Genomic DNA, 19,703 nt, shown 5'->3' with positions numbered 1-19,703 from the left:
GGCAAGGCGACTACATGTTCGGATAATTGGGGCCCCCGCCGCCTTCGGGCACCACCCAGTTGATGTTCTGCGTGGGGTCCTTGATGTCGCAGGTCTTGCAATGGACGCAATTCTGCGCGTTGATCTGGAAACGCGGATTGCCTTCATCCTCGCCGACCACCTCGTAAACACCGGCCGGGCAGTAACGCTGGGCCGGCTCGTCATAAAGCGGCAGATTGTACGAGATCGGGATGTCCGCATCCTTCAGCGTCAGGTGGATCGGCTGATCTTCCTCATGATTGGTGTTCGACAGGAACACCGAGGAGAGCCGATCGAAGCTGATGACGCCATCGGGCTTGGGATAGTCGATCTTCTCACACTGGTCGGCACGCCACAATTTCTCATTGTCCGGCGTGTGACCGAAGGTGAACGGCAGGCCGATCCCCAATTGCCGCATCCACATGTCGGCGCCCGCGATCAACGTTCCCGCCGTGCCGCCGAACTTGGCGACCGCCGGCTCGACATTGCGGACCATCTTGAGTTCCTTCGCGATCCAGCTCTGGTTCAGCGCATCGGGATAGGCACTCAGTTCGTCGCCGGCACGCTCGGCCGCGATGGCGTCGAACGCCGCCTCGGCGGCGAGCATGCCCGATTTCATCGCGGTATGGCTGCCCTTGATCCGGGGCACATTCACGAAGCCGGCCGAACAGCCGATCAGCGCGCCGCCGGGGAAGGTCAGCTTGGGGACCGACTGCCAGCCGCCCTCGTTGATCGCGCGCGCGCCATAGGACACGCGCTTGCCGCCTTCCAGGATCGCGCGGATCGCCGGATGCGTCTTCCAGCGCTGGAATTCCTGGAACGGCGAAAGATGGGGATTCTTGTAGGACAGCGCGACGACGAAGCCGAGCGCGACCTGACCGTTCGCCTGATGATAGAGGAAGCCACCGCCCCAGGCATCGCCGAGCGGCCAGCCTTGGGTGTGGATCACCCGGCCCGCCTCATGCTTGGCTGGATCGATATCCCAGAGTTCTTTCAGTCCAATGCCATAGACTTGCGGCTGGCAGTTCGCCTCCAGATCGAAGATCCGCTTGAGCTCCTTGGTCAGGTGCCCGCGTACGCCCTCGGCGAAGAAGGTATATTTGGCGTGCAGTTCCAGCCCGGGCTGATAATCGGGCTTGCGCGTGCCGTCGCGCGCGATGCCCATATCGCCGGTCGCGACGCCCTTCACCGATCCGTCCTCGTTGAACAGGATCTCGGCGGCGGCGAAACCCGGGAAGATCTCGACACCCAGGCCTTCGGCCTGCTCGGCCAGCCAGCGGCAGAGATTGCCGAGCGAGCCGGTATAGGTGCCCTTGTTGTTCATGAAGGGCGGCATCAGGATGTGCGGGAATTCGTATTTCCCGTTGGCCGTCAGCACCCAGTGATGATTCTCGGTGACCGGCGTCTGCGCCAGCGCGCAGCTCGATTTCCAGTCGGGCAGCAATTCGTCGAGCGCCTTGGGATCGACGACCGCCCCCGACAGGATATGCGCACCGATCTCCGAGCCCTTTTCGAGCACGCAGACCGAAATCTCGGTGCCGGTTTCCGCCGCGCGCTGCTTCAGACGGATCGCCGCGGCCAGGCCGGCAGGCCCCCCGCCGACGATCACCACGTCATAAGGCATCGATTCCCGTTCGCTCATTCCCGTCCCTCCAGGCGCACCGCGCGATTCCTGTCATCGCAAGCGTGACACGCCTTGCCAGAACTGCGGTGCATGAAGATTGACCGCCTCGTCAACCTTGGACTCTAAGGGACGGATGCTGGCGGGGGATGATATGCTGGACATGGCGGGTGCGTTGAGCGCGCTCGACTGGTGGCGCGAGGCGGGGTTCGACACCCCCATAGCCGATGCGCCGAGAAACTGGCTGGCAGAACCGCCGGCCGGCGCGCCGGCGCACGCCCCAACCCCGGCTCGCCCCGCCAAGGCCGCGATGCCGGCGACGATCGCCGAATTCCGCGCTTGGGCCGAATCCGTTCCATCGATGGCCGATGGCTCGCTCGCCGGCCGGCGCCTGCTGGCGGAGGGCGACCCCGCGTCGAACCTGATGATCATGATCGAAATGCCCGAACCGGCCGATGCCGCCGCCGGACGACTGCTGTCCGACGAGACCGGCCGGCTGCTCGATCGCATGCTCGCCGCCATCGGCCGCGATCGCGGATCGATCTATCTGGCCTCCATGTGTTTCGCGCGCCCGGCGGGCGGGCGGATCGCGCCGGCCTCGCTGCCGGCGATCGCCGATATCGCGCGCCGTCACATCGCGCTCGCCGCGCCCAAAAGGCTGCTCGTGATGGGTCAGGCGGCGAGCCGTGCAATTCTCGGGACCGAACTGGTCGAGATGCGCGGAAAGTTACGTATTATTAACCATGAAGGCGTCAATGTGGAGGCGATCGCGAGCTTCGCGCCGCGTTTCCTGATCCAGAATCCCGCCCGCAAGGCGGACGTGTGGAAGGATCTTAGGCTCCTCATCGGGGGTATCGGGATTTGAAGTCGAAGTTTCTGCTTGGCGCCGTGCTGTTGCTTGCGCCCATCGCGCCCGCGCTGGCCGCCAGCGAAACGCTGCAGCGTGCGCCCGCAAAATCCGCGCGCGCCACGCTCCCCACCCAGTTGAGCGCCGAGGAACGCGAGGGCTATCGCGCGATATTCACGGCCATTCGCGGCCAGAAATGGGCCGATGCCGCAGCCAGGCTCGATGCCATGAAGGCCGGCCCGCTCCACACGGTCGCGCGCGCCGAACTCTATCTGGCCAAGGGCTCGCCCAAGGTCGAACTCGACCCGCTGGTGACGCTGCTCAACCAGGCGCCGGACATGCCGCAATCGGCGCAGCTCGCGCGCCTCGCCACGACGCGCGGTGCGACCGAACTGCCCGCCATCCCGACGGCGCAGCGCCTGATCTGGCTCGGCAGCCGCCCGCTCCGCCAACGCGCCTCGACGATCAAGGACGACGCGGCGGCGGCGGCGCTCGGGCAGAAGATCCTGCCGCTCATCAAGAATGACGACCCCGCCGCCTGCGAAGCGCTGATCGACACGGCGGCGGCAACGCTGAGCTCTGCCGCGCTCACCGAATGGCAGCAGCGTGTCGCCTGGTCCTATTATCTGACAGGCAACGATCGCGCCGCGCGCGCGCTCGCCGCCAAGGCGCAGGCCGGCACCGGCGAATGGGCGGTGCATGCCGATTGGGTCGCCGGGCTCGCCGCCTGGCGCGACAAGGATTTCCAGGCCGCGCGCACCGCATTCGAATCGGTCGCCGCGCGCGGCGAGGACAGCGAGATGCGCGCGGCGGGCCTGTATTGGGCATCGCGCGCCGACATCGCGCTGGGCGAGCCGCAAAAGGTGCAGGGCCGCCTGCGCAATGCGGCGCGCATGGACGAGACGTTCTACGGCCTGCTCGCCTCCGAAACGCTCGGCATCAAGCGGCGCGATCAGTCGGGCCCCGATCTGGTGACCGCCGATTGGGGACGCCTGTCGCGCAAGACCAACATCGCCACCGCCGTGGCGCTCTCCGAAATCGGCGAGTTCAAGCTGGCCGACGAAGCGCTGCGCCATCAGGCACGGATCGGCGGGCGTGACGATCATGCCGCGCTGGTGACGCTGGCGGAACGGCTGAACCTGCCCGAAACCCAGCTCTGGCTGGCGCATAACGGCCCGGCCGGCGCCAATCCCGGCCCCCGCGCCCGCTATCCCGCGCCGGACTGGACACCCGATGGCGGCTGGCGCGTCGATCGATCGCTGCTGTTCGCGCATGCATTGCAGGAATCGAATTTCCGGCGCGATGCGGTCAGCCCGGCCGGCGCCTATGGCCTGATGCAGATCATGCCCGCCGCCGCGCAGGACATCTCGCGCCGCAAGGGCACCAACTGGTCGCGCGAATCGCTCACCAGCCCATCGACCAACATGGAATATGGGCAGGCCCATCTGGAGGCGCTGCGCGACTTTTCCGGTACCGAAGGGCTGCTGCCCAAGGTGATCGCCGCTTATAATGCCGGCCCGGCGCCGGTGCGCGACTGGAATGCGCGCAACATCGATCGCGGCGATCCGCTGCTCTACATCGAATCGATCCCCTATTGGGAAACACGCGGCTATGTGACGATCGTGCTGCGCAATTATTGGATGTACGAGCGCAACGCGGGCGAACGCGCCGCCAGCATGACGGCCCTCGCGCAGGGACTGTGGCCGCGTTTTCCCGGCCTTCCGGGCGCGACGGCGGTCCGCATGGATACCGGCACAAGAGCACCCAGTGCCGATTGACGAAGGCGCGCCGTTCCTGCCGGTCAGGATCGCCGTACTCACCATTTCCGACAGCCGCACGGTCGCCGACGACCGGTCCGGCGACACGCTGGTCGCGCGTCTCGAAGCCGCCGGCCATATCCTGGCCGAACGCGCGATCATCCGCGACGAGATAGATCTGATCGTCGCCCGGCTGCACGCCTGGGTGGAAGACGAGCAGGTCGATTGCATCATCACCACCGGCGGAACCGGCGTCACCGGACGCGACGTGACGCCCGAAGCGCTCGAGCGGCTCGGCGGCAAGACGATTCCGGGTTTCGGAGAACTGTTTCGCTGGCTGAGCTATCAGTCGATCGGCACCTCGACCATCCAGTCACGTGCCGCCGCGACGGTGGTGCGCGGCACCTATATCTTCGCGCTTCCCGGCTCGACCGGCGCGGTGAAGGATGGATGGGACGGCATATTGGCCAGCCAGCTCGACAGTCGCCACCGGCCCTGCAATTTCGTCGAACTGATGCCGAGACTGACCGAGCGCTGACTGCATCGCCGATTCAGGAACGATTTGTTCTTGATATGTTCTCATTCGCGGCGCATTCTGCGCCGATGGATGCAAAGCTTCGCCCGGTCCGTGGCGCGACGCTCAATCGAGAGAGCACGCGATTCAATCTCCCATCGACCGAGATCGATGGCGACTGGCTGGACGCACGCGACGCCATTGACGGGCAGGCGCCGAAGGCGAGGACAACGGTGACGATCGAGAAACCGAAGACGATCATCGCGCGCAATCAATCGCCCGATATCGGCTTCGACCGGTCGATCAACGCCTATCGCGGGTGCGAGCATGGCTGCATCTATTGTTTCGCGCGCCCGACCCATGCCTTTCACGATTTGTCGCCCGGGCTGGATTTCGAGACGAAGCTGTTCGCGAAACCCGATGCCGCGTCTCTCCTGCGCGCGGAGCTTTCAAAGCCGCGCTATGCGGTCGCCCCGATCGCCATGGGCACCAATACCGACCCCTATCAACCGATCGAAAGCGACTGGCGGATCACGAGAAGCTGTATCGAGGTGCTGGCCGAAACGCGCCACCCGCTGATGATAACGACGAAATCCGATCGGGTGACGCGCGATATCGATCTGCTTTCCGACATGGCGAAAGACGGGCTGGTCTCGGTGATGGTGTCGGTCACCTCGCTCGATCCGAAAGTGGCGATGACCGTGGAGCCCCGCGCGCCGCGACCGGCAAGGCGCCTGGCGGCGATCAAGGCGCTCAGCGAGGCCGGCATCCCCACCATCGTCTCGATCGCGCCGGTGATCCCGGCGATTACCGATCACGAGATGGAGCATATCCTGGAAGCAGCGGCGGACGCGGGCGCCGCGCATGCCTCCTATATCCTCGTTCGGCTCCCCTTCGAGGTCGCGCCGTTGTTCCGCGCATGGCTCGACACGCATTTCCCGGATCGCGCGGGCAAGGTGATGGCGATCATCCGCGAGATACGCGGCGGGCGGGACAATGATCCCGACTTCCACACGCGCATGAGACCCAAAGGCGCCTGGGCGGACCTGTTGCGGACACGCTTCAGGATCGCGTGCCGCAAGACCGGCCTCAACGACCGGCAATGGCTCAACCTCAGAACCGATCTGTTCAGGCCGCCCGAAGGCGCGCAGATGCGGTTGTTTTAGGAGCGTCCCTGCAACAGTCATTCCGGCTTTCGCCGGAATGACCAGAGACCTTGCCTTCATCAGGCGGCGGCGAGCTTGTAGTCGCGATACTGTTCCCTCAGCGCGGTCTTGAGCAGCTTGCCGGTCGCCGTATGCGGCAGGCTGTCGACGAACAGGATTTCGTCGGGAAGCCACCATTTCGCGACATGCCCGGAGAGATGGGCGAAAATCTGCTCAGCCGTCACATTGCTGTCGGGCTTGCGCACGATCAGCAGCAACGGGCGCTCGTCCCATTTCGGATGATAGATGCCGATCGCGGCGGCTTCCTGGACGCCGGGGCAGCCGACAGCCGCATTTTCGAGCTCGACCGAACTGATCCACTCGCCGCCGGACTTGATGACGTCCTTCGAGCGATCGGTGATCTGCATCGTGCCGCAGGGATGGATCACCGCGACGTCGCCGGTGTCGAACCAGCCTTCGGCATCGACGCAATCGCCACCCTCATCCTGGAAATAGCGCTTGATGATCCAGGGGCCACGCACCTGCAACCGGCCCGAGCTGGCGCCATCGCGGGGCTGGACGACGCCTTCGTCGTCAACCACGCGCAGTTCGACGCCGAAGGGCACCCTGCCCTGCTTGCACACCTGATCGAGTTGCTCGTCGAAGCTCAGATCGTCCCAATCATGCGGCGGCGCGCCCATGGTGCCGATCGGCGAGGTCTCGGTCATGCCCCAGGCATGGCCGACACGGATGCCCATCTTCATCAGCCGGTCGATCATCGCGCGCGGCGCCGCCGATCCGCCGATCGTAACGAGCTGGAGATGTTCCGGCCTGTGCCCGGTGCTGTCGATATGCTGGAACATGGCCAGCCACACCGTCGGCACGCCGGCCGAGTGCGTCACCTTCTCCTCGTTCATCAGCCGGCAGAGCACCGCCGCGTCATTGACCGCCGAGAAGACGAACTTGATGCCCGCCAGCGCCCCCGCGAACGGCAAGCCCCAGGCCGCGGCATGGAACATCGGCACGATCGGCAAGGCGACGGAGCGCGGATCCAGATCGAACACCGACGGCGATACTTCCGCCAGCGCGTGGATCATCGTCGAGCGATGTTCGTAGAGCACGCCCTTGGGATTGCCCGTCGTTCCGCTGGTGTAGCAGAGCATGCACGGCTCGCGTTCCGGGCCTTCGACCCAGGCATAGTCGCCATCCTCTTCCTCGATCAGCGCTTCGAACCCGTCGGCCCCGTCCGAATCGAAGCAGACATAATGTTCGATGCTCGTCCATTGCGGCTTCAGCCGGTCGACGATCGGCTGGAAGGCCTTGTCGTAGAGGAGAACGCGATCCTCGGCGTGATTGCAGATATAGACGAGCTGTTCGTCGAACAGGCGCGGATTGACGGTGTGGATCACGCCGCCCATCCCGATCACGCCGTACCAGGCGGCCAGATGTCGGCCATGGTTCATCGCGAGTGTTCCAACGCGATCACCGCGCTTCACGCCCAGCTTTTCGAGCGCCTGCGCCAGCCGCCGCGCATCATGCGCGATCCCGGCCCAATTGCTGCGCGTCGTCGTGCCGTCCGCCCAGTAGCTGACGATCTCGCGCGTGCCGTGTTCGCGCGCGGCATGATCGATCAGCCGGGGCACACGCAGCTCGAAATCCTGCATTCCGCCGAGCATCTATCTCTCCCGAATCTTCTCCATGCCCCGTTATCACGATTTTCGACGATCGCGGGAAGCATCTTGCGGCCTCAAGCGTTTGGGCCGGCAAGGAGACAGAGATGGCGACCACCCTACCCGATCCGCATCCCGATGCCCCGTTGCCCGAAGAGCCCTTGCGGAATCCGGACGAGATCACGCCCGGACAAGGCGATATCGATCATCCGGACTCAGTGCCTCAGGAAGATCCGGGTTCGCCGGCCGAGGCTCCTGACGAAATCACGCCCGATCAGGGCGACACCGATGCGCCGGATGCCTTGCCGGCGGAAGCCCCCGGGACGCCGGGGGCCGATCCGCGACTGTCCTGAAGGATGACGGTCGCGCAGTCCGCCTGGCCGCCTGCCGTCCACACGATGCCCCGTCTTGCGATGCGCTGGATCAGGCTGAGCGAAACCTGAAGCGCGCAGCCTGATCCAATGATTTGCGATCGCATCATCTTATGCGGGGAACCGGTCCCCCTCCCCCCGCCTTCATAGGGGCGGATCTTGCCGCATAATGCTCCGGCCGCTCAGTTCCGAGCGCCGCCCGTGGCCGTCAGATCGACGATACGATCCCGATCATAACCGATAACGCCCGGCATCGCGGCGATCCTGCCCACTTCGATGCCGTAATAATTGGGAAGCTTCCCGATGGGGCGATAAGCGGCCGGCCGTATCGCCACATCCTTCAGCCGCGCATCGACCGCCATGTCGGCGGTGGCCGGCACGAGTTGAAAATTGAGCGAGCGGATGCCTTCGGCTTCCGTCGCCACGCCTTCCGGCTTGACGAGCAGCGTGCCCATATCGGCGATTTCGCCGGCGCGTGCCTCGAAAGAGACGCTTCCCATGCACAGACATGTGCCCATCACCGGACCGTTCGGAACCACCGACATCGGCCCATAGATGCGGTAGACGCCGGGTGTCACCGCCTGCAGATAAACCGAAGCGCCGCCTTCCTGCTTGGCGAAGCGGTTGATCGGACCGATCGACACGCCGCTGAGCAGACCGAAAGCCGTAAACTCGAAATTCGTTTCGGTCGGTTCGATCGGCTTTTCGGGCACCGTCACGGTCGAGCCCGACCCCTTCTTCTTCAGGCTGTCGGCCAGCTTCTTCGTCCGCTCGTAGCTGGCAAGCTTCTTGACATATTTCTCGCGCGCCTCGGCGAACGCATCCGCGCGCATCTGATCATAGGCCGCCTGATCCTCCGCGCTGGGCACCTTCATCAGTTGAAGCGTGGTCGCCATATCCGATCGCATCAGGATATAGGCCTGCGCCTTGTCCAGCGCCACGACAGGCTTGTCCTTGACCGCCGCGCTCGTCACGAACACGACATCCTTGCTCTTCGCGGACAGGGGAGCCGCGGCGAGCGAGAGCGCCACCGCGCCCAGCGTCAGGATGCGGATCACAGCCCCAGCCCCTTCGTGGTCGGCTTGTATGAAGAGGCGACAAGCGCCTGCTGTTTCAGGCAGCGCTGCCGTTCCTCGTCCTTCACGTTGGCCAGCCCCTCTTCGAAATTGAAGGGCTGCCAGCGCGCCTTGGACAAGCCATAGCGCTCATACCCCTTGAAATTCATGCACTTACGCATGTTCACCCGGCGCATTCGGCGTTTTTCCGCAGATCCGGCGATGGCGTCCGCAATGGCGTTGCCGATCAGGCCGCCAACGGCGCCAGCCATGGTGCCGGCATAGGGATAGGGCGGCTGCTGATAGGCGATGCCGCTCGACAATCCGCGCGCATAACCGTCGCATTCGCTGATATCGGCATAGGCGGTCGCGAAATCGGTGTCCGGCCGATTGAAATAATAATATTTGTCGAAATTCTGCTGATCCTCGGGCGTCGGATCGAAGGCGAGTTCAGGCATGGTGATGCCTGCGGCCTCTCCCTCGGCCAGCGCCACCGCTCCGAATGGCGAAGCGCTGTCAGCCAGAATCACCGGTGCCTGAACAGATCCGGCGGCAACCGTGGCGCCAACCGTTTCGGCGACCGGCATGGCGGGGCCCGACTCCGCAATATCCTGCGCGCGCGCATCCTGCGCGAAACCACATGCAAGCGCAGCCGACAGGCACGCGCCGATCACCGATCGCATAGACACTCCCCCCTCTCCCCGCCGCCCCCGGCCGGGGCGTCCTTTCAGCTCAGCGCCTTGCGGAGCAGTTCGTTCACCACCTGCGGATTGGCCTTGCCCGCCATCGCCTTCATCGTCTGGCCGACAAAGAAGCCGAACAGGGCTTCCTTGCCGCCCTTATACTGTTCGACCTTGTCGGCATTGTCGGCGAGAACCTTGGCGATCACTTCCTCGATCGCGCCGGTGTCGCTGGTCTGCTTCAGGCCTTTTTCCTCGACGATCTTCGCGGGATCGTCACCGGTTTCGAGCATGATCTCGAACACCTGCTTGGCAAGGCTGCCCGACAGCGTGCCGTCGGCCACCAACTTGAGCAGCTCGGCGCCCTGTCTGGGCGAGACCGGGCTGTCGTCGATATCCTTGCCCAGTCGATTGAGTGCGCCGAACAGGTCGGAGATCAGCCAGTTCGACGCTGCCTTCGCCATCCCGGCATCGCCGCACGCGTCGAGCAGCGCCTCGTACCAGCGCGCCGTTTCCGCCTCGGCCGTCAGCACGGCGGCGGCGTAAGCGGTCAGGCCCAGTTCGCCTTCGTAGCGCTTGCGCTTGGCATCGGGCAATTCGGGCAGGCTGGCGCGGCATTCCTCGAGGAACGCGTCGTCGAGTTCGAGCGGCAACAGGTCCGGATCGGGGAAGTAGCGATAATCATGCGCATCTTCCTTGGAGCGCATCGAGCGGGTCTCGTTGCGATCGGGATCGTAAAGGCGCGTTTCCTGCACAACCTTGCCGCCATCCTCGATCACGTCGACCTGGCGCCTGGCCTCGATCTCGACCACCGCCATCACGAAGCGGACCGAGTTGACGTTCTTGGTCTCGGTGCGCGTGCCGAACGGTTCGCCCGGCTTGCGCACCGAGACGTTGACGTCGGCGCGCATCGAGCCTTCTTCCATATTGCCGTCGCACGAGCCGACATAGCGCAGGATCGAGCGCAGCTTCTTGACGTACGCGCCGGCCTCGGCGGGCGAGCGCATGTCCGGCCGCGAGACGATCTCCATCAGCGCGACGCCCGAGCGATTGAGATCGACATAGGAGCGCGTCGGATGCTGATCGTGCATCAGCTTGCCGGCATCCTGCTCGACATGGATGCGCTCGATGCCGATGCGCTTGGTCGGGCTGTCCGGATCCTTCTCGTCGAGCGTGACCTCGATCGCGCCCTCGCCCACCAGTGGATGGTAGAGCTGCGAGATCTGGTAGCCCTGCGGCAGATCGGCATAGAAATAATTCTTGCGGTCGAACCGCGACCATTTGTTGATCTGCGCCTCGATCGCCATGCCGGTGCGCACCGCCTGACGGATGCACTCCTTGTTGGGCACCGGCAGCATGCCGGGCATCGCTGCGTCGATCAGCGACACCTGCGTATTGGGCTCCGCGCCGAACGCGGTCGCCGCGCCCGAGAAGAGCTTGGCCTGGCTGGTGACCTGGGCGTGGACCTCCAGGCCGATCACGACCTCCCACTCGCCGGTTGCGCCCTGGATTCGATATGTGCTCTCGGTCATTTCTTTTCCCGTCGCTCCAGCGAAAGCTGGAGCCCAAGCGATTTTTCCGTCCCCGACATTCCATGGACCCCGGCTTTCGCCGGGGCGAGATCGAGGAAGCGACTGCTTACCACCATTGCTCCGGCCGCGCGGAGAAGCCCGCGCGCTGCTCGATCGCGAGGCCGGCATCGAGCACGCCCTGCTCGTCGAGCGGCTTGCCGATGATCTGCAGGCCAAGCGGCAGGCCCTGCGCATCGAGCCCACCGGGCACCGACATGGCGGGCAATCCGGCCAGCGATGCCGGCACGGTGAACACGTCGTTGAGATACATGGCCAGCGGATCGGCCTGTTTCTCGCCCAGCGCGAACGCGGCCGAAGGCGCGGTCGGCGTCAGCAGCAGGTCGCAGCGTTCCCAGGCCGCCTCGAAATCGCGCGCGATCAGGGCGCGGACCTTCTGCGCCTGGTTATAATAGGCGTCGTAGAAACCGGCCGAAAGCACATAGGTGCCGATCATGATCCGGCGCTTTACCTCCGGGCCGAAACCGGCGGCACGGGTCGCGGCATACATGTCCTGCAGGCCCGCGCCATCGGGCAGGTCGCGCAGGCCGTAGCGCACGCCGTCATAGCGGGCGAGGTTGGACGAGGCTTCGGCCGGCGCGATGATGTAATAGGCCGGCAGCGCATATCTGGTGTGCGGCAGCGACACCTCGACCACCTCGGCCCCGGCATCCTTGAGCCACGCGATGCCCTGTTCCCACAGCATCTCGATCTCGGCGGGCATGCCGTCGACGCGATATTCCTTGGGAATACCGACGGTCTTGCCCTTCAGGCTGCCCGACAGGCTGCCCGCCCAATCGGGCACGGGCAGGTCGAGCGACGTCGAATCCTTGGGATCGAAACCGGCCATCGCGCCCAGCATGATCGCGCAATCGGTGACGTCGTGCGCCATCGCGCCCGCCTGGTCGAGCGAACTGGCAAAGGCGACGACGCCCCAGCGCGAACAACGGCCATAGGTGGGCTTGATGCCCGAGATGCCGACGAATGCGGCAGGCTGGCGGATCGATCCGCCGGTGTCGGTGCCCGTCGCCGCCGGACAGAGCCGCGCCGAGATCGCCGAGGAGCTGCCGCCCGACGAGCCGCCGGGCGCGAGCGCCGCGTTGCCGCCGTCATTGCGCCGCCAGGGCGAGATGACATTGCCGAACGCGCTGGTCTCGTTCGACGATCCCATCGCGAACTGGTCGAGATTGAGCTTGCCGAGCATGCCCGCGCCGGCCGCCCACAGATTTGCGGAAACCGTCGATTCATAAGTGGGCGTGAAGCCCGCCAGGATGCCGCTCGCCGCCGTGGTCGGCACGCCTTCGGTACAGAACAGGTCCTTCATGCCGATCGGCACGCCGGACATCGGCTTGAGATCGCCCGAAGCGCGTGCCGCGTCGGCGGCATCCGCCGCCTTCAGCGCGTGATCGGGGGTTTCGACGAGAAAGGCGTTGAGCGCTTTCGCAGCCGCAACGCGGTCGATGAACGCCTGCGCCACTTCGCGCGCGGAAAATTCGCCGTCGCGCACGCCGTCACGAATGGCCGCGATGCCAAGATCGGTCAGTTCGGCCATTATTCGATCACCTTCGGAACCGCGAAGAAGCCATGTTCGGCCTGGGGCGCATTGGCGAGCACGCGATCGCGGACATTGCCGTCGGTCACGATATCCTCGCGCAGGCGCAGATGATTGGGGATGACAGCGGTCATCGGCTCGACATTCGCGGTGTCGACCTCTCCGAGCTGTTCGATCCAGCCCAGGATGTTGTTGAGCTCGGGCGCGAGCGCCTCCGCTTCCTGATCGGTCATCGCGATGCGCGCGAGGCTCGCGATCTTCTTCACGGTTGGGATATCGACTGACATGGCGTTCCTGATGTTCGGATCGGCTGACGATCCGAAGCGCGGCTAGCATCCGCGCCGCACCGCATCAAGCGAAGAGGCTATTCGAAGACTTCGCCAACCGGATTCCCGTTCACGAAGACCTGATGGCGTTCGACGTTGCGGATCTCGATCGTGCCATGTGCAATCGCTTCCCCCGCCAGTCGATTTCGCGCCTTCAGTTCGTCTCCCGACATGTCACCCTGACCATAGGGCACAGAGAATTGTTCCCAATTGCCGCTCGCAGACAGACGCCGGACATCCACATCGGGAACGCATCCATCGCAAGTATAGGATATGAGAATCGCCACGGTGTCGCCGGGCTTGTAGAACAAGGCGTAGGCCCGCTTGTCAGCCTGATCGACATAACGATCAAAACGGCCGAAGGATTCGAGAAGTCCGCCGGGTAGCGGCACTTTCGCCGGAATGATGCGCAATTCGCGGGCCACCCGCTCGGCCCTGACCTTGTTTTCCTGGTCTCGAGAAAGCGCCCAACGATCCTCCGCCTTCAGGGCCTGAACCGCACCGGCCCGAATTGCCGTGTTGCCGTTGCTCGTCAAACGGGTGATCGCCGCCTTGCCCGGCTCTCCGAAATCGAAGCGCAACGCCGCCCAGTCGAACCTGTCAGGCGCGATGCGCCCGCTCTCCAGCCGCGCGACCTGATCGCGCGTCGAGATCGCATTGAAGCTCAGGATCGGCAGCGCCAGGAACAGCGCCAGCCCGCACAGGCCGAAGGCAAGCCTGAGATTGGCAGGCCGGACATGCTTCGCCCAATCCGTCCGCCCGCGAACCAGCGCGACCAGATAGGCGAGTCCGAAGGCGCAGGCGACGATCACGAAGGTCAGCGCCCAGAGCCGATCGGGCGTGAAGCCATATTGCCGGATGCGCGCGCCCGTCGAGATCGCCGCGATCACCGCAAGCGGCAGCATCGTCAGCGCCAGCGCCATTGCGCCCCAGCGCAGCGGCGGAAAGCGGTTCTCATCCTCATCGCTGTCGCCGATCACCACATTGGCGAGAACCAGCGCGCCGACCACGCAGGAAAGCAGGATCGGCGTCGTCGCCTTGGTCGCGTCCCACAAGGCCGCAAGGCCGGTGAAGGGCAGGCTCGCCAGGAACAGCAGCAGCCCCGCCCCCATCACCGGCGCAAGCACGCCGAGCAGCGCGACCACCACCTTGAGCAACATGCGGGTGATCCCGTCGCGCTTGCGGAACACGCCGACCGCGGCGCCCAGCGATACGCCGATCAGCAACAGCACGAACCATTGCGCGTCGAGCGCATCGCGGATCAGGCGGATGCCGATCAACGAGAAGAGCTCCGACAACAACAATGTCAGCAGGAACACGACGCCCACGAACGCCGCGGAGGCGAACCAGATCACCACATTGGTCCAGGCATGGCCATGAACCTCCGCATAGGGGAAGCGCCAGGCGCCCCGATCCCGCGCGGTCTGGAACAAGGGCGCCGCGATCGCGACCGACAGGAATGCGCAGACCATCCGCCAGCTTTCCGCCGCGCTCCAATCATTGGGTGTTCCGTTCCACCGGCAGATCGCCGCGAGAATCAACGCGGAGATCACGGCGAAAACCAGCGACCATTGCCAGCGCACACGTTCGAGCGTGTAGCCCAGCAGCACCGCAAACCCGATGACGAACATCGCGACCGAGAGCTGCCAGCTCGCCACCGCGTCGAAGCCGTGATCTTCACCCATGATCAGATGAACGAGCAGGCCGGCAATACCACCCAGCCCGGCCAGCAGCCAGGGCCGCCATGCCCAATCGTCACGCCTTTCGATCGCCTCGGTCATCGCGGACTCTCCCAATCTGCGCGAAGCCTAACCCGGCAGGCGCGGAATGCGTCATGGATTTTCGGTGAGCGATCGGTGCAGCCCGGCGTGATTGCATCCTTCGCATCCAGCATTATGGGAAATCGCATTGCCCGGCGGCGCAATCTATGTTGCACTGCACAATGGAGATCCCGTTTGGCCCGGAAATTCCTTTATGTGTTTGCGACCCTGATCGTGCTCGCGATCGCCGCCACCTTCGCCTATCGCCTGTTCGGCGTGCAGATGATGCGCACCGCGATGGTGCCGAGCGCGCAGTTCAAGGCGCTGCCCGCAACCGATGCCGGCGCCTATGCCGATCGCAAGCTATGGCTGGCCCGGCCGGACATCACGCAGGGCAACCCCGCCCTGTGGGCACCCCAGGGCCTTGCGCCCGCCCCCGCGCCCCGCGCCGCAGTCTTCTTCATCCATCCGACATCCTATCTGAACCGCGCCGCATGGAACGCGCCGCTCGACGATGCCGAGGCCAATGACCGCGCCGCCCTGTTCCTGCGCGGACAGGCCAGCGCCTTCAACGAAGCGGGCGCGATCTGGGCGCCTCGCTATCGCCAGGCCACGTTCGGCGCGTTCCTGACCGGCCAGGCGGAAGCGGACAAGGCACTGGCGCTCGCTTATGGCGATGTTCTGGCCGCCTTCGATCATTTCATCGGGTCCATTCCCGCCGACCAGCCGATCATCCTGGCCGGACATAGCCAGGGTGCGCTGCATCTGACCCGCCTGCTGCGCGAACGCGTTGCCGGCAAGCCGCTCGCGGCGCGGATCGTCGCCGCCTATGTCGTTGGCTGGCCGGTGTCCCGCACCACCGACCTGCCGGCATTGGCCATGCCCGAATGCACGGCGGCCGATCAGACGGGCTGCCTGCTGAGTTGGCAAAGCTTCGCCGAGCCTGCCGAGCCCGAAGCCGTGCTCGAAACCTATGACGGCTCGACCGGCTTCGACGGCAAGCCACGCAAGGATACGCCGATGGTCTGCACCAACCCGCTGACCGGCATGGCCGGCGGCACGGCGCCGATGACCGCCAATCTCGGCACGCTGGTGCCCTCGGCCGACCTCAAGACCGCGACGCTCACCCCCGGCGCAGTGCCCGCGCGCTGTGACGCGCGCGGTTTCCTGCTGATCGGCGATCCGCCCGCGATGGGCCCCTATGTGCTGCCGGGCAATAATTACCATGTCTATGACTACAGCCTGTTCTGGGCGAATGTCCGCGCCGATGCGGTGCGGCGGCTGGCGGCGTACAAGGCGCCATGATCACCGCCGATTCGCGCACGTTCCATGACGCCCTGCCCGATGGCGGCCGGCTGATCGGGCTCGACCTGGGCACGAAGACGATCGGCACCGCGCTGTGCGACGCGGGATGGAGCTTCGCCAGCCCGTCGGGCACGATCCGGCGCACCAAATTCTCGGCCGACAAGGCCGCGCTCGCCAGGCTGATCGCGGATCAGCACGTGGCCGGTATCGTGCTCGGCCTGCCGCTCAACCTCGACGGCAGCGAAAGCCCGCGCAGCCAGTCGACGCGTGCCTTCGCGCGCAATATCGACGATCTCGGCCTGCCGATCCTGCTGTGGGACGAGCGCTGGTCCACCCAGGCGGTGGAGCGCGCCATGATCGAAGCGGATCTCAGCCGCGCGAAACGCGCCGAACGCGTCGACACGCTGGCGGCCGCCCATATCCTGCAAGGCGCGATCGACGGACTGGCGAGCGGCGGCGGATCGTTGATCTGAGATCGGTCAGAGGCCGGTGACCACCACCGTATCCCTGAACGGCACCTCCATCACCACCGCGCCTTGTTCGTCGACCACCTCGATCCGGCAAAGCAGGCACAGTCGCCCGGCCGTGATCTCCCCCGCCATGATGCCGCGCGCCAGCCGCACCGCGGTGTCGCGAACGGCGTCGAGGTCGTCGAATTCCTCGCCTTCCTCGTCAGGCGTCAGCGCGCCGCATTCGTAGAGATTGAAGAAATATCGAGCCATGCGAACCCCGAACGATGATGAACCGATTCACGCTCGCCCGCGGGACCTGAACAGGCCGCCTGCCGGGCGTGGCTGCGCTCTTAGACGTGGACCGGCGCGCCCGCAAAGCCCGATCGATCCGATATGGCGCTGATTGCTCTTGTTGCCGCCCTGGCGCTGATCAACCTGTTCGCATACGCCCAGTTCGGCGTGGACAAGGCCCGCGCTCAGACCGGCCAACGGCGTATTCCCGAATCGACGCTGCTCCTCACCGCGATGATCGGGGGAACGATCGGCGCCTATGCCGGTCGCGCCCGGTTTCGTCACAAGACGAAAAAGACCAGCTTTTCCATGAAGCTGCACCTGATCGCGCTGGTCCAGGCCGGCATTGCCGCGGTACTTCTCGATACATATGCGGGAGCGCCTTGAACTCCCCCCGCAATCCGCCTAATCGCGGCCTTTAATGTCGATCTCCACATCCTTTCCGCCCACCGGCCTGACCGGTGCGGCGCAATTTCCGCACAGGCATCTCACCGGTATTTCAGGCCTTCAGCCGCATGAGATCGCTTTCCTCCTCGACGAGGCCGAGCAATGGGTCGATCTCAACCGGCGCGCATCGAAGCATGACGACCGGTTGGCGGGCCTGACGCTGATCAACGCCTTTTTCGAAAACTCCACGCGGACGCTGCTGAGCTTCGAGATCGCCGGCAAAAGGCTCGGCGCCGACGTGGTGAACATGCATGCCGCCCAGTCGAGCGTGAAGAAGGGCGAAACGCTGATCGATACGGCGATGACGCTGAACGCGATGCGCGCCGATATCATCGTCATCCGCCATTCCAGTTCGGGCGCGGTCCAGTTGATCGCCGACAAGGTCGATTGCCCGGTGCTCAATGCCGGTGACGGCTGGCACGAGCATCCGACCCAGGCACTGCTCGACGCGCTCACCATCCGCCGCCGCAAGGGGCGGATCGCCAATCTGCGCGTCGCGATCTGCGGAGACCTGCTCCACAGCCGCGTTGCCCGTTCGAACATCCTGGCGTTGACCGCGCTCGCCGCCGAAGTGCGCGTGATCGCACCGCCCACGCTGATGCCGCCGGCGATCGAGCGGATGGGCGTCACGCCCTTCACCGATTTCGATGCGGGCATCGAAGGCGCGGATGTCGTGATGATGCTGCGCCTGCAGAATGAGCGCATGGCGGGCGGCTTCATCCCCTCGCCACGCGAATATCACGCGCTGTACGGGCTCACGGCCGAGCGGCTGGAACGCGCGGCCCCCGATGCGCTGGTGATGCATCCCGGACCGATGAACCGCGGCATCGAAATCGACAGCAACGTCGCCGACGATCCCGTCCGTTCCGCGATCACCGAACAGGTCGAAATGGGCGTGGCGGTGCGCATGGCCTGCCTCGACGTGCTGACCCGCCGCCGGCGCGGCGTGGAGGGTTGGGCATGAACAACGCTTCGACCAGGGAAGGCAAGATGGCCAACAGCCTGCGCGCAGTCGTCAACGGCGCGGACGGCCAGGCCGTGCTGATGCGCGGCGACACGATCGAGGCCGTTGGCGCGATCGATATTCCCGCCGATACGGCGGTGATCGATGCGAAGGGCGCGCTGATCGCCCCCGGCATCGTCGATCTGGGCGTGTTCGCGATCGACAAGCCGGCGTTCCGCGCTGGCGGAATCGTGCGCGCCGCGCTGATGCCCGATCAATCGCGTCCGCTCGACGATCCCGGCCTGATCCAGCGCGCGGCCGACAGCGGCAAGCCCGACCTCTGGGTCCACCCCATCGCTGCAGCCACGCGCGGGCTGGCCGGGCTCGACCTCGCCGAATTCGCGACCATGCGCGACAGCGGTGCGCTTGCCGTCGCCACCGGCCGGGACTGGATCGCCGATTCGGGCGTGATGCACCGCGTCCTCGCCTATGCGGCGCCGCTCGGCCTGACCGTGATCGTCCATGCAGAGGATCGCGGCCTGACCGGCAACGCCGTCGCAACGGCCGGGGAAACCGCGACCCGGCTGGGTCTCGCCAGCGCACCGGCGGTCGCCGAAGCGATGGCGATCGCGCGCGATCTCGCACTGGTCGAACAGACCGGCGCGGCGATCCATTTCCGCCAGGTGACAACGGCGGCCGGTTTCGCGCTGGTCCGCGCAGCCAAGGCCAGGGGCTTGCCGGTCACCTGCGGTATCACGCCGGCGCATCTTTACCTGTCCGACAATGCGGTTTCCGATTTTCGGACCTTCGCCCGGCTTTCTCCCCCGCTCCGCGCGGAAAGCGACCGCCAGGCGGCGCTCGCGGCGCTTGCCGACGGCACGATCGACATATTGTGCTCAGGCCACGATCCGCGCGGGCCGGAGGACAAGCGCCTGCCCTTCGCGGATGCCGCGCCGGGCATGGCGGGGGCGGAAACGCTGCTCGCACTGGGTCTCGGTCTGGTCCGCGACGACCATATCTCCCTGCCCCGCCTGTTCGAGATGCTGGCGGCCAACCCCGCACGCATCCTGGGTCTGGAGACCGGCATCATCGCCGCCGGCGCGCCCGCCGATCTCATCCTGGTCGAGCCGGATACACCCTGGCGGATCGATACCGCCCGCATGGCCGCGCGCGCCGGCAACACGCCGTTCGACGGCATGCCCGTCCAGGGTCGGGTCGCCCTGATGATCAAGGGTGGCCAGCCTATCGGCTGACCGCCCCGTCACGTCCGGGAACGGACAAGAGCGGTTTGCGATCTGATTGAAGCAGATCAGCCGCTCCAAGTCTTTGTCGAACCGCGATTTCCAGTCAGATGATTCCGTCCGACTGGAAATCGCTCCAG

General features: G+C 65.4%; 19 protein-coding genes. 10 read left to right on the top strand and 9 right to left on the bottom strand.

Going from position 1 to position 19,703, the window contains the following annotated elements:
- Positions 1-10: 10 nt before the first annotated feature.
- A complete protein-coding gene (locus K7G82_RS02455) occupies positions 11-1,660 on the bottom strand; it encodes an electron transfer flavoprotein-ubiquinone oxidoreductase (RefSeq protein ID WP_222988221.1) in 1,650 nt (549 codons plus the stop codon).
- A 133-nt stretch (positions 1,661-1,793) separates the two neighbouring features.
- On the opposite strand from K7G82_RS02455, the gene K7G82_RS02450 reads away from it, so the two are divergent.
- The 4 genes from K7G82_RS02450 (at position 1,794) to K7G82_RS02435 (ending at position 5,923) form a co-directional block, all read left to right on the top strand.
- A complete protein-coding gene (locus K7G82_RS02450; protein WP_222988220.1) occupies positions 1,794-2,504 on the top strand; it encodes a uracil-DNA glycosylase family protein in 711 nt (236 codons plus the stop codon).
- Positions 2,501-4,264, top strand: a complete 1,764-nt coding sequence (locus K7G82_RS02445) for a lytic transglycosylase domain-containing protein (protein ID WP_246623173.1) — start codon at positions 2,501-2,503, stop codon at positions 4,262-4,264. The genes K7G82_RS02450 and K7G82_RS02445 overlap by 4 nt, the downstream gene beginning before the upstream one ends.
- Positions 4,254-4,781, top strand: a complete 528-nt coding sequence (gene moaB, locus K7G82_RS02440) for a molybdenum cofactor biosynthesis protein B (protein ID WP_222988219.1) — start codon at positions 4,254-4,256, stop codon at positions 4,779-4,781. The genes K7G82_RS02445 and moaB overlap by 11 nt, the downstream gene beginning before the upstream one ends.
- 65 nt (positions 4,782-4,846) lie before the next feature.
- A complete protein-coding gene (locus K7G82_RS02435) occupies positions 4,847-5,923 on the top strand; it encodes a PA0069 family radical SAM protein (protein WP_222988218.1) in 1,077 nt (358 codons plus the stop codon).
- A 59-nt stretch (positions 5,924-5,982) separates the two neighbouring features.
- On the opposite strand, the gene K7G82_RS02430 is transcribed toward K7G82_RS02435, so the two are convergent.
- Positions 5,983-7,578: a long-chain fatty acid--CoA ligase gene (locus K7G82_RS02430; protein ID WP_222988217.1), complete on the bottom strand. Its 1,596-nt coding sequence runs from the start codon at positions 7,576-7,578 to the stop codon at positions 5,983-5,985.
- Positions 7,579-7,679: 101 nt separating this feature from the next.
- On the opposite strand from K7G82_RS02430, the gene K7G82_RS02425 reads away from it, so the two are divergent.
- Entirely contained in the window at positions 7,680-7,925 is a 246-nt protein-coding gene (locus tag K7G82_RS02425; RefSeq protein ID WP_222988216.1) for a hypothetical protein, read from the top strand.
- A gap of 200 nt (positions 7,926-8,125) precedes the next feature.
- Here K7G82_RS02425 and K7G82_RS02420 read toward each other — a convergent pair whose 3' ends face one another.
- From K7G82_RS02420 to K7G82_RS02395, 6 genes are all read right to left on the bottom strand, one after another.
- Positions 8,126-9,001, bottom strand: a complete 876-nt coding sequence (locus tag K7G82_RS02420) for a hypothetical protein (RefSeq protein ID WP_222988215.1) — start codon at positions 8,999-9,001, stop codon at positions 8,126-8,128.
- Entirely contained in the window at positions 8,998-9,681 is a 684-nt protein-coding gene (locus K7G82_RS02415) for a hypothetical protein (protein ID WP_222988214.1), read from the bottom strand. The genes K7G82_RS02420 and K7G82_RS02415 overlap by 4 nt, the downstream gene beginning before the upstream one ends.
- A 44-nt stretch (positions 9,682-9,725) precedes the next feature.
- Complete coding sequence (gatB, locus tag K7G82_RS02410; RefSeq protein ID WP_222988213.1) at positions 9,726-11,210, bottom strand: Asp-tRNA(Asn)/Glu-tRNA(Gln) amidotransferase subunit GatB; 1,485 nt, start codon at positions 11,208-11,210, stop codon at positions 9,726-9,728.
- Between the two features lie 106 nt (positions 11,211-11,316).
- Positions 11,317-12,798 (bottom strand): Asp-tRNA(Asn)/Glu-tRNA(Gln) amidotransferase subunit GatA, encoded by a 1,482-nt coding sequence (gene gatA, locus K7G82_RS02405; protein WP_222988212.1) that lies wholly within the window; start codon positions 12,796-12,798, stop codon positions 11,317-11,319.
- Entirely contained in the window at positions 12,798-13,085 is a 288-nt protein-coding gene (gatC, locus tag K7G82_RS02400; RefSeq protein WP_222988211.1) for an Asp-tRNA(Asn)/Glu-tRNA(Gln) amidotransferase subunit GatC, read from the bottom strand. Before gatC ends, gatA begins: the two co-directional genes overlap by 1 nt.
- Before the next feature lie 77 nt (positions 13,086-13,162).
- Entirely contained in the window at positions 13,163-14,905 is a 1,743-nt protein-coding gene (locus K7G82_RS02395; RefSeq protein WP_222988210.1) for a DUF4153 domain-containing protein, read from the bottom strand.
- Positions 14,906-15,079: 174 nt separating this feature from the next.
- Here K7G82_RS02395 and K7G82_RS02390 point away from each other — a divergent pair, with 174 nt between their 5' ends.
- Together K7G82_RS02390 and ruvX are read left to right on the top strand one after the other, a co-directional pair.
- Positions 15,080-16,189 (top strand): DUF3089 domain-containing protein, encoded by a 1,110-nt coding sequence (locus K7G82_RS02390; protein WP_222988209.1) that lies wholly within the window; start codon positions 15,080-15,082, stop codon positions 16,187-16,189.
- On the top strand, positions 16,186-16,662 hold the full coding sequence (gene ruvX / locus K7G82_RS02385; protein ID WP_222988208.1) for a Holliday junction resolvase RuvX: 477 nt from the start codon (positions 16,186-16,188) through the stop codon (positions 16,660-16,662). The genes K7G82_RS02390 and ruvX overlap by 4 nt, the downstream gene beginning before the upstream one ends.
- Positions 16,663-16,668: 6 nt before the next feature.
- Here ruvX and K7G82_RS02380 read toward each other — a convergent pair whose 3' ends face one another.
- On the bottom strand, positions 16,669-16,911 hold the full coding sequence (locus K7G82_RS02380) for a DUF6894 family protein (protein WP_222988207.1): 243 nt from the start codon (positions 16,909-16,911) through the stop codon (positions 16,669-16,671).
- A 123-nt stretch (positions 16,912-17,034) separates the two neighbouring features.
- On the opposite strand from K7G82_RS02380, the gene K7G82_RS02375 reads away from it, so the two are divergent.
- The 3 genes from K7G82_RS02375 to K7G82_RS02365 are packed head-to-tail and all read left to right on the top strand — an operon-like array spanning position 17,035 to position 19,575.
- Entirely contained in the window at positions 17,035-17,319 is a 285-nt protein-coding gene (locus K7G82_RS02375) for a DUF1294 domain-containing protein (protein WP_222988206.1), read from the top strand.
- A gap of 34 nt (positions 17,320-17,353) precedes the next feature.
- On the top strand, positions 17,354-18,343 hold the full coding sequence (locus K7G82_RS02370) for an aspartate carbamoyltransferase catalytic subunit (protein WP_222988205.1): 990 nt from the start codon (positions 17,354-17,356) through the stop codon (positions 18,341-18,343).
- Entirely contained in the window at positions 18,340-19,575 is a 1,236-nt protein-coding gene (locus tag K7G82_RS02365; RefSeq protein ID WP_222988204.1) for a dihydroorotase, read from the top strand. The genes K7G82_RS02370 and K7G82_RS02365 overlap by 4 nt, the downstream gene beginning before the upstream one ends.
- Positions 19,576-19,703 lie beyond the last annotated feature (128 nt).

The sequence above is a fragment of the Sphingomonas colocasiae genome (assembly GCF_019880585.1).
In the GTDB taxonomy this organism is placed as follows: domain Bacteria; phylum Pseudomonadota; class Alphaproteobacteria; order Sphingomonadales; family Sphingomonadaceae; genus Sphingobium_A; species Sphingobium_A colocasiae.
Note: the sequence above shows the minus strand (reverse complement) of the source record. Positions and strands in the feature narration are given on the sequence as shown.

Excerpts from the sequence above, each read along its gene's own strand:
- K7G82_RS02455 (WP_222988221.1), bottom strand. The coding sequence starts at position 1,660 with ATGAGCGAACGGGAATCGATGCCTTATGACGTGGTGATCGTCGGCGGG.
- K7G82_RS02450 (WP_222988220.1), top strand. The coding sequence starts at position 1,794 with ATGCTGGACATGGCGGGTGCGTTGAGCGCGCTCGACTGGTGGCGCGAG.
- K7G82_RS02435 (WP_222988218.1), top strand. The coding sequence starts at position 4,847 with ATGGATGCAAAGCTTCGCCCGGTCCGTGGCGCGACGCTCAATCGAGAG.
- K7G82_RS02430 (WP_222988217.1), bottom strand. The coding sequence starts at position 7,578 with ATGCTCGGCGGAATGCAGGATTTCGAGCTGCGTGTGCCCCGGCTGATC.
- K7G82_RS02425 (WP_222988216.1), top strand. The coding sequence starts at position 7,680 with ATGGCGACCACCCTACCCGATCCGCATCCCGATGCCCCGTTGCCCGAA.
- K7G82_RS02415 (WP_222988214.1), bottom strand. The coding sequence starts at position 9,681 with ATGCGATCGGTGATCGGCGCGTGCCTGTCGGCTGCGCTTGCATGTGGT.
- gatB (WP_222988213.1), bottom strand. The coding sequence starts at position 11,210 with ATGACCGAGAGCACATATCGAATCCAGGGCGCAACCGGCGAGTGGGAG.
- gatA (WP_222988212.1), bottom strand. The coding sequence starts at position 12,798 with ATGGCCGAACTGACCGATCTTGGCATCGCGGCCATTCGTGACGGCGTG.
- gatC (WP_222988211.1), bottom strand. The coding sequence starts at position 13,085 with ATGTCAGTCGATATCCCAACCGTGAAGAAGATCGCGAGCCTCGCGCGC.
- K7G82_RS02395 (WP_222988210.1), bottom strand. The coding sequence starts at position 14,905 with ATGACCGAGGCGATCGAAAGGCGTGACGATTGGGCATGGCGGCCCTGG.
- ruvX (WP_222988208.1), top strand. The coding sequence starts at position 16,186 with ATGATCACCGCCGATTCGCGCACGTTCCATGACGCCCTGCCCGATGGC.
- K7G82_RS02380 (WP_222988207.1), bottom strand. The coding sequence starts at position 16,911 with ATGGCTCGATATTTCTTCAATCTCTACGAATGCGGCGCGCTGACGCCT.
- K7G82_RS02375 (WP_222988206.1), top strand. The coding sequence starts at position 17,035 with ATGGCGCTGATTGCTCTTGTTGCCGCCCTGGCGCTGATCAACCTGTTC.
- K7G82_RS02370 (WP_222988205.1), top strand. The coding sequence starts at position 17,354 with ATGTCGATCTCCACATCCTTTCCGCCCACCGGCCTGACCGGTGCGGCG.
- K7G82_RS02365 (WP_222988204.1), top strand. The coding sequence starts at position 18,340 with ATGAACAACGCTTCGACCAGGGAAGGCAAGATGGCCAACAGCCTGCGC.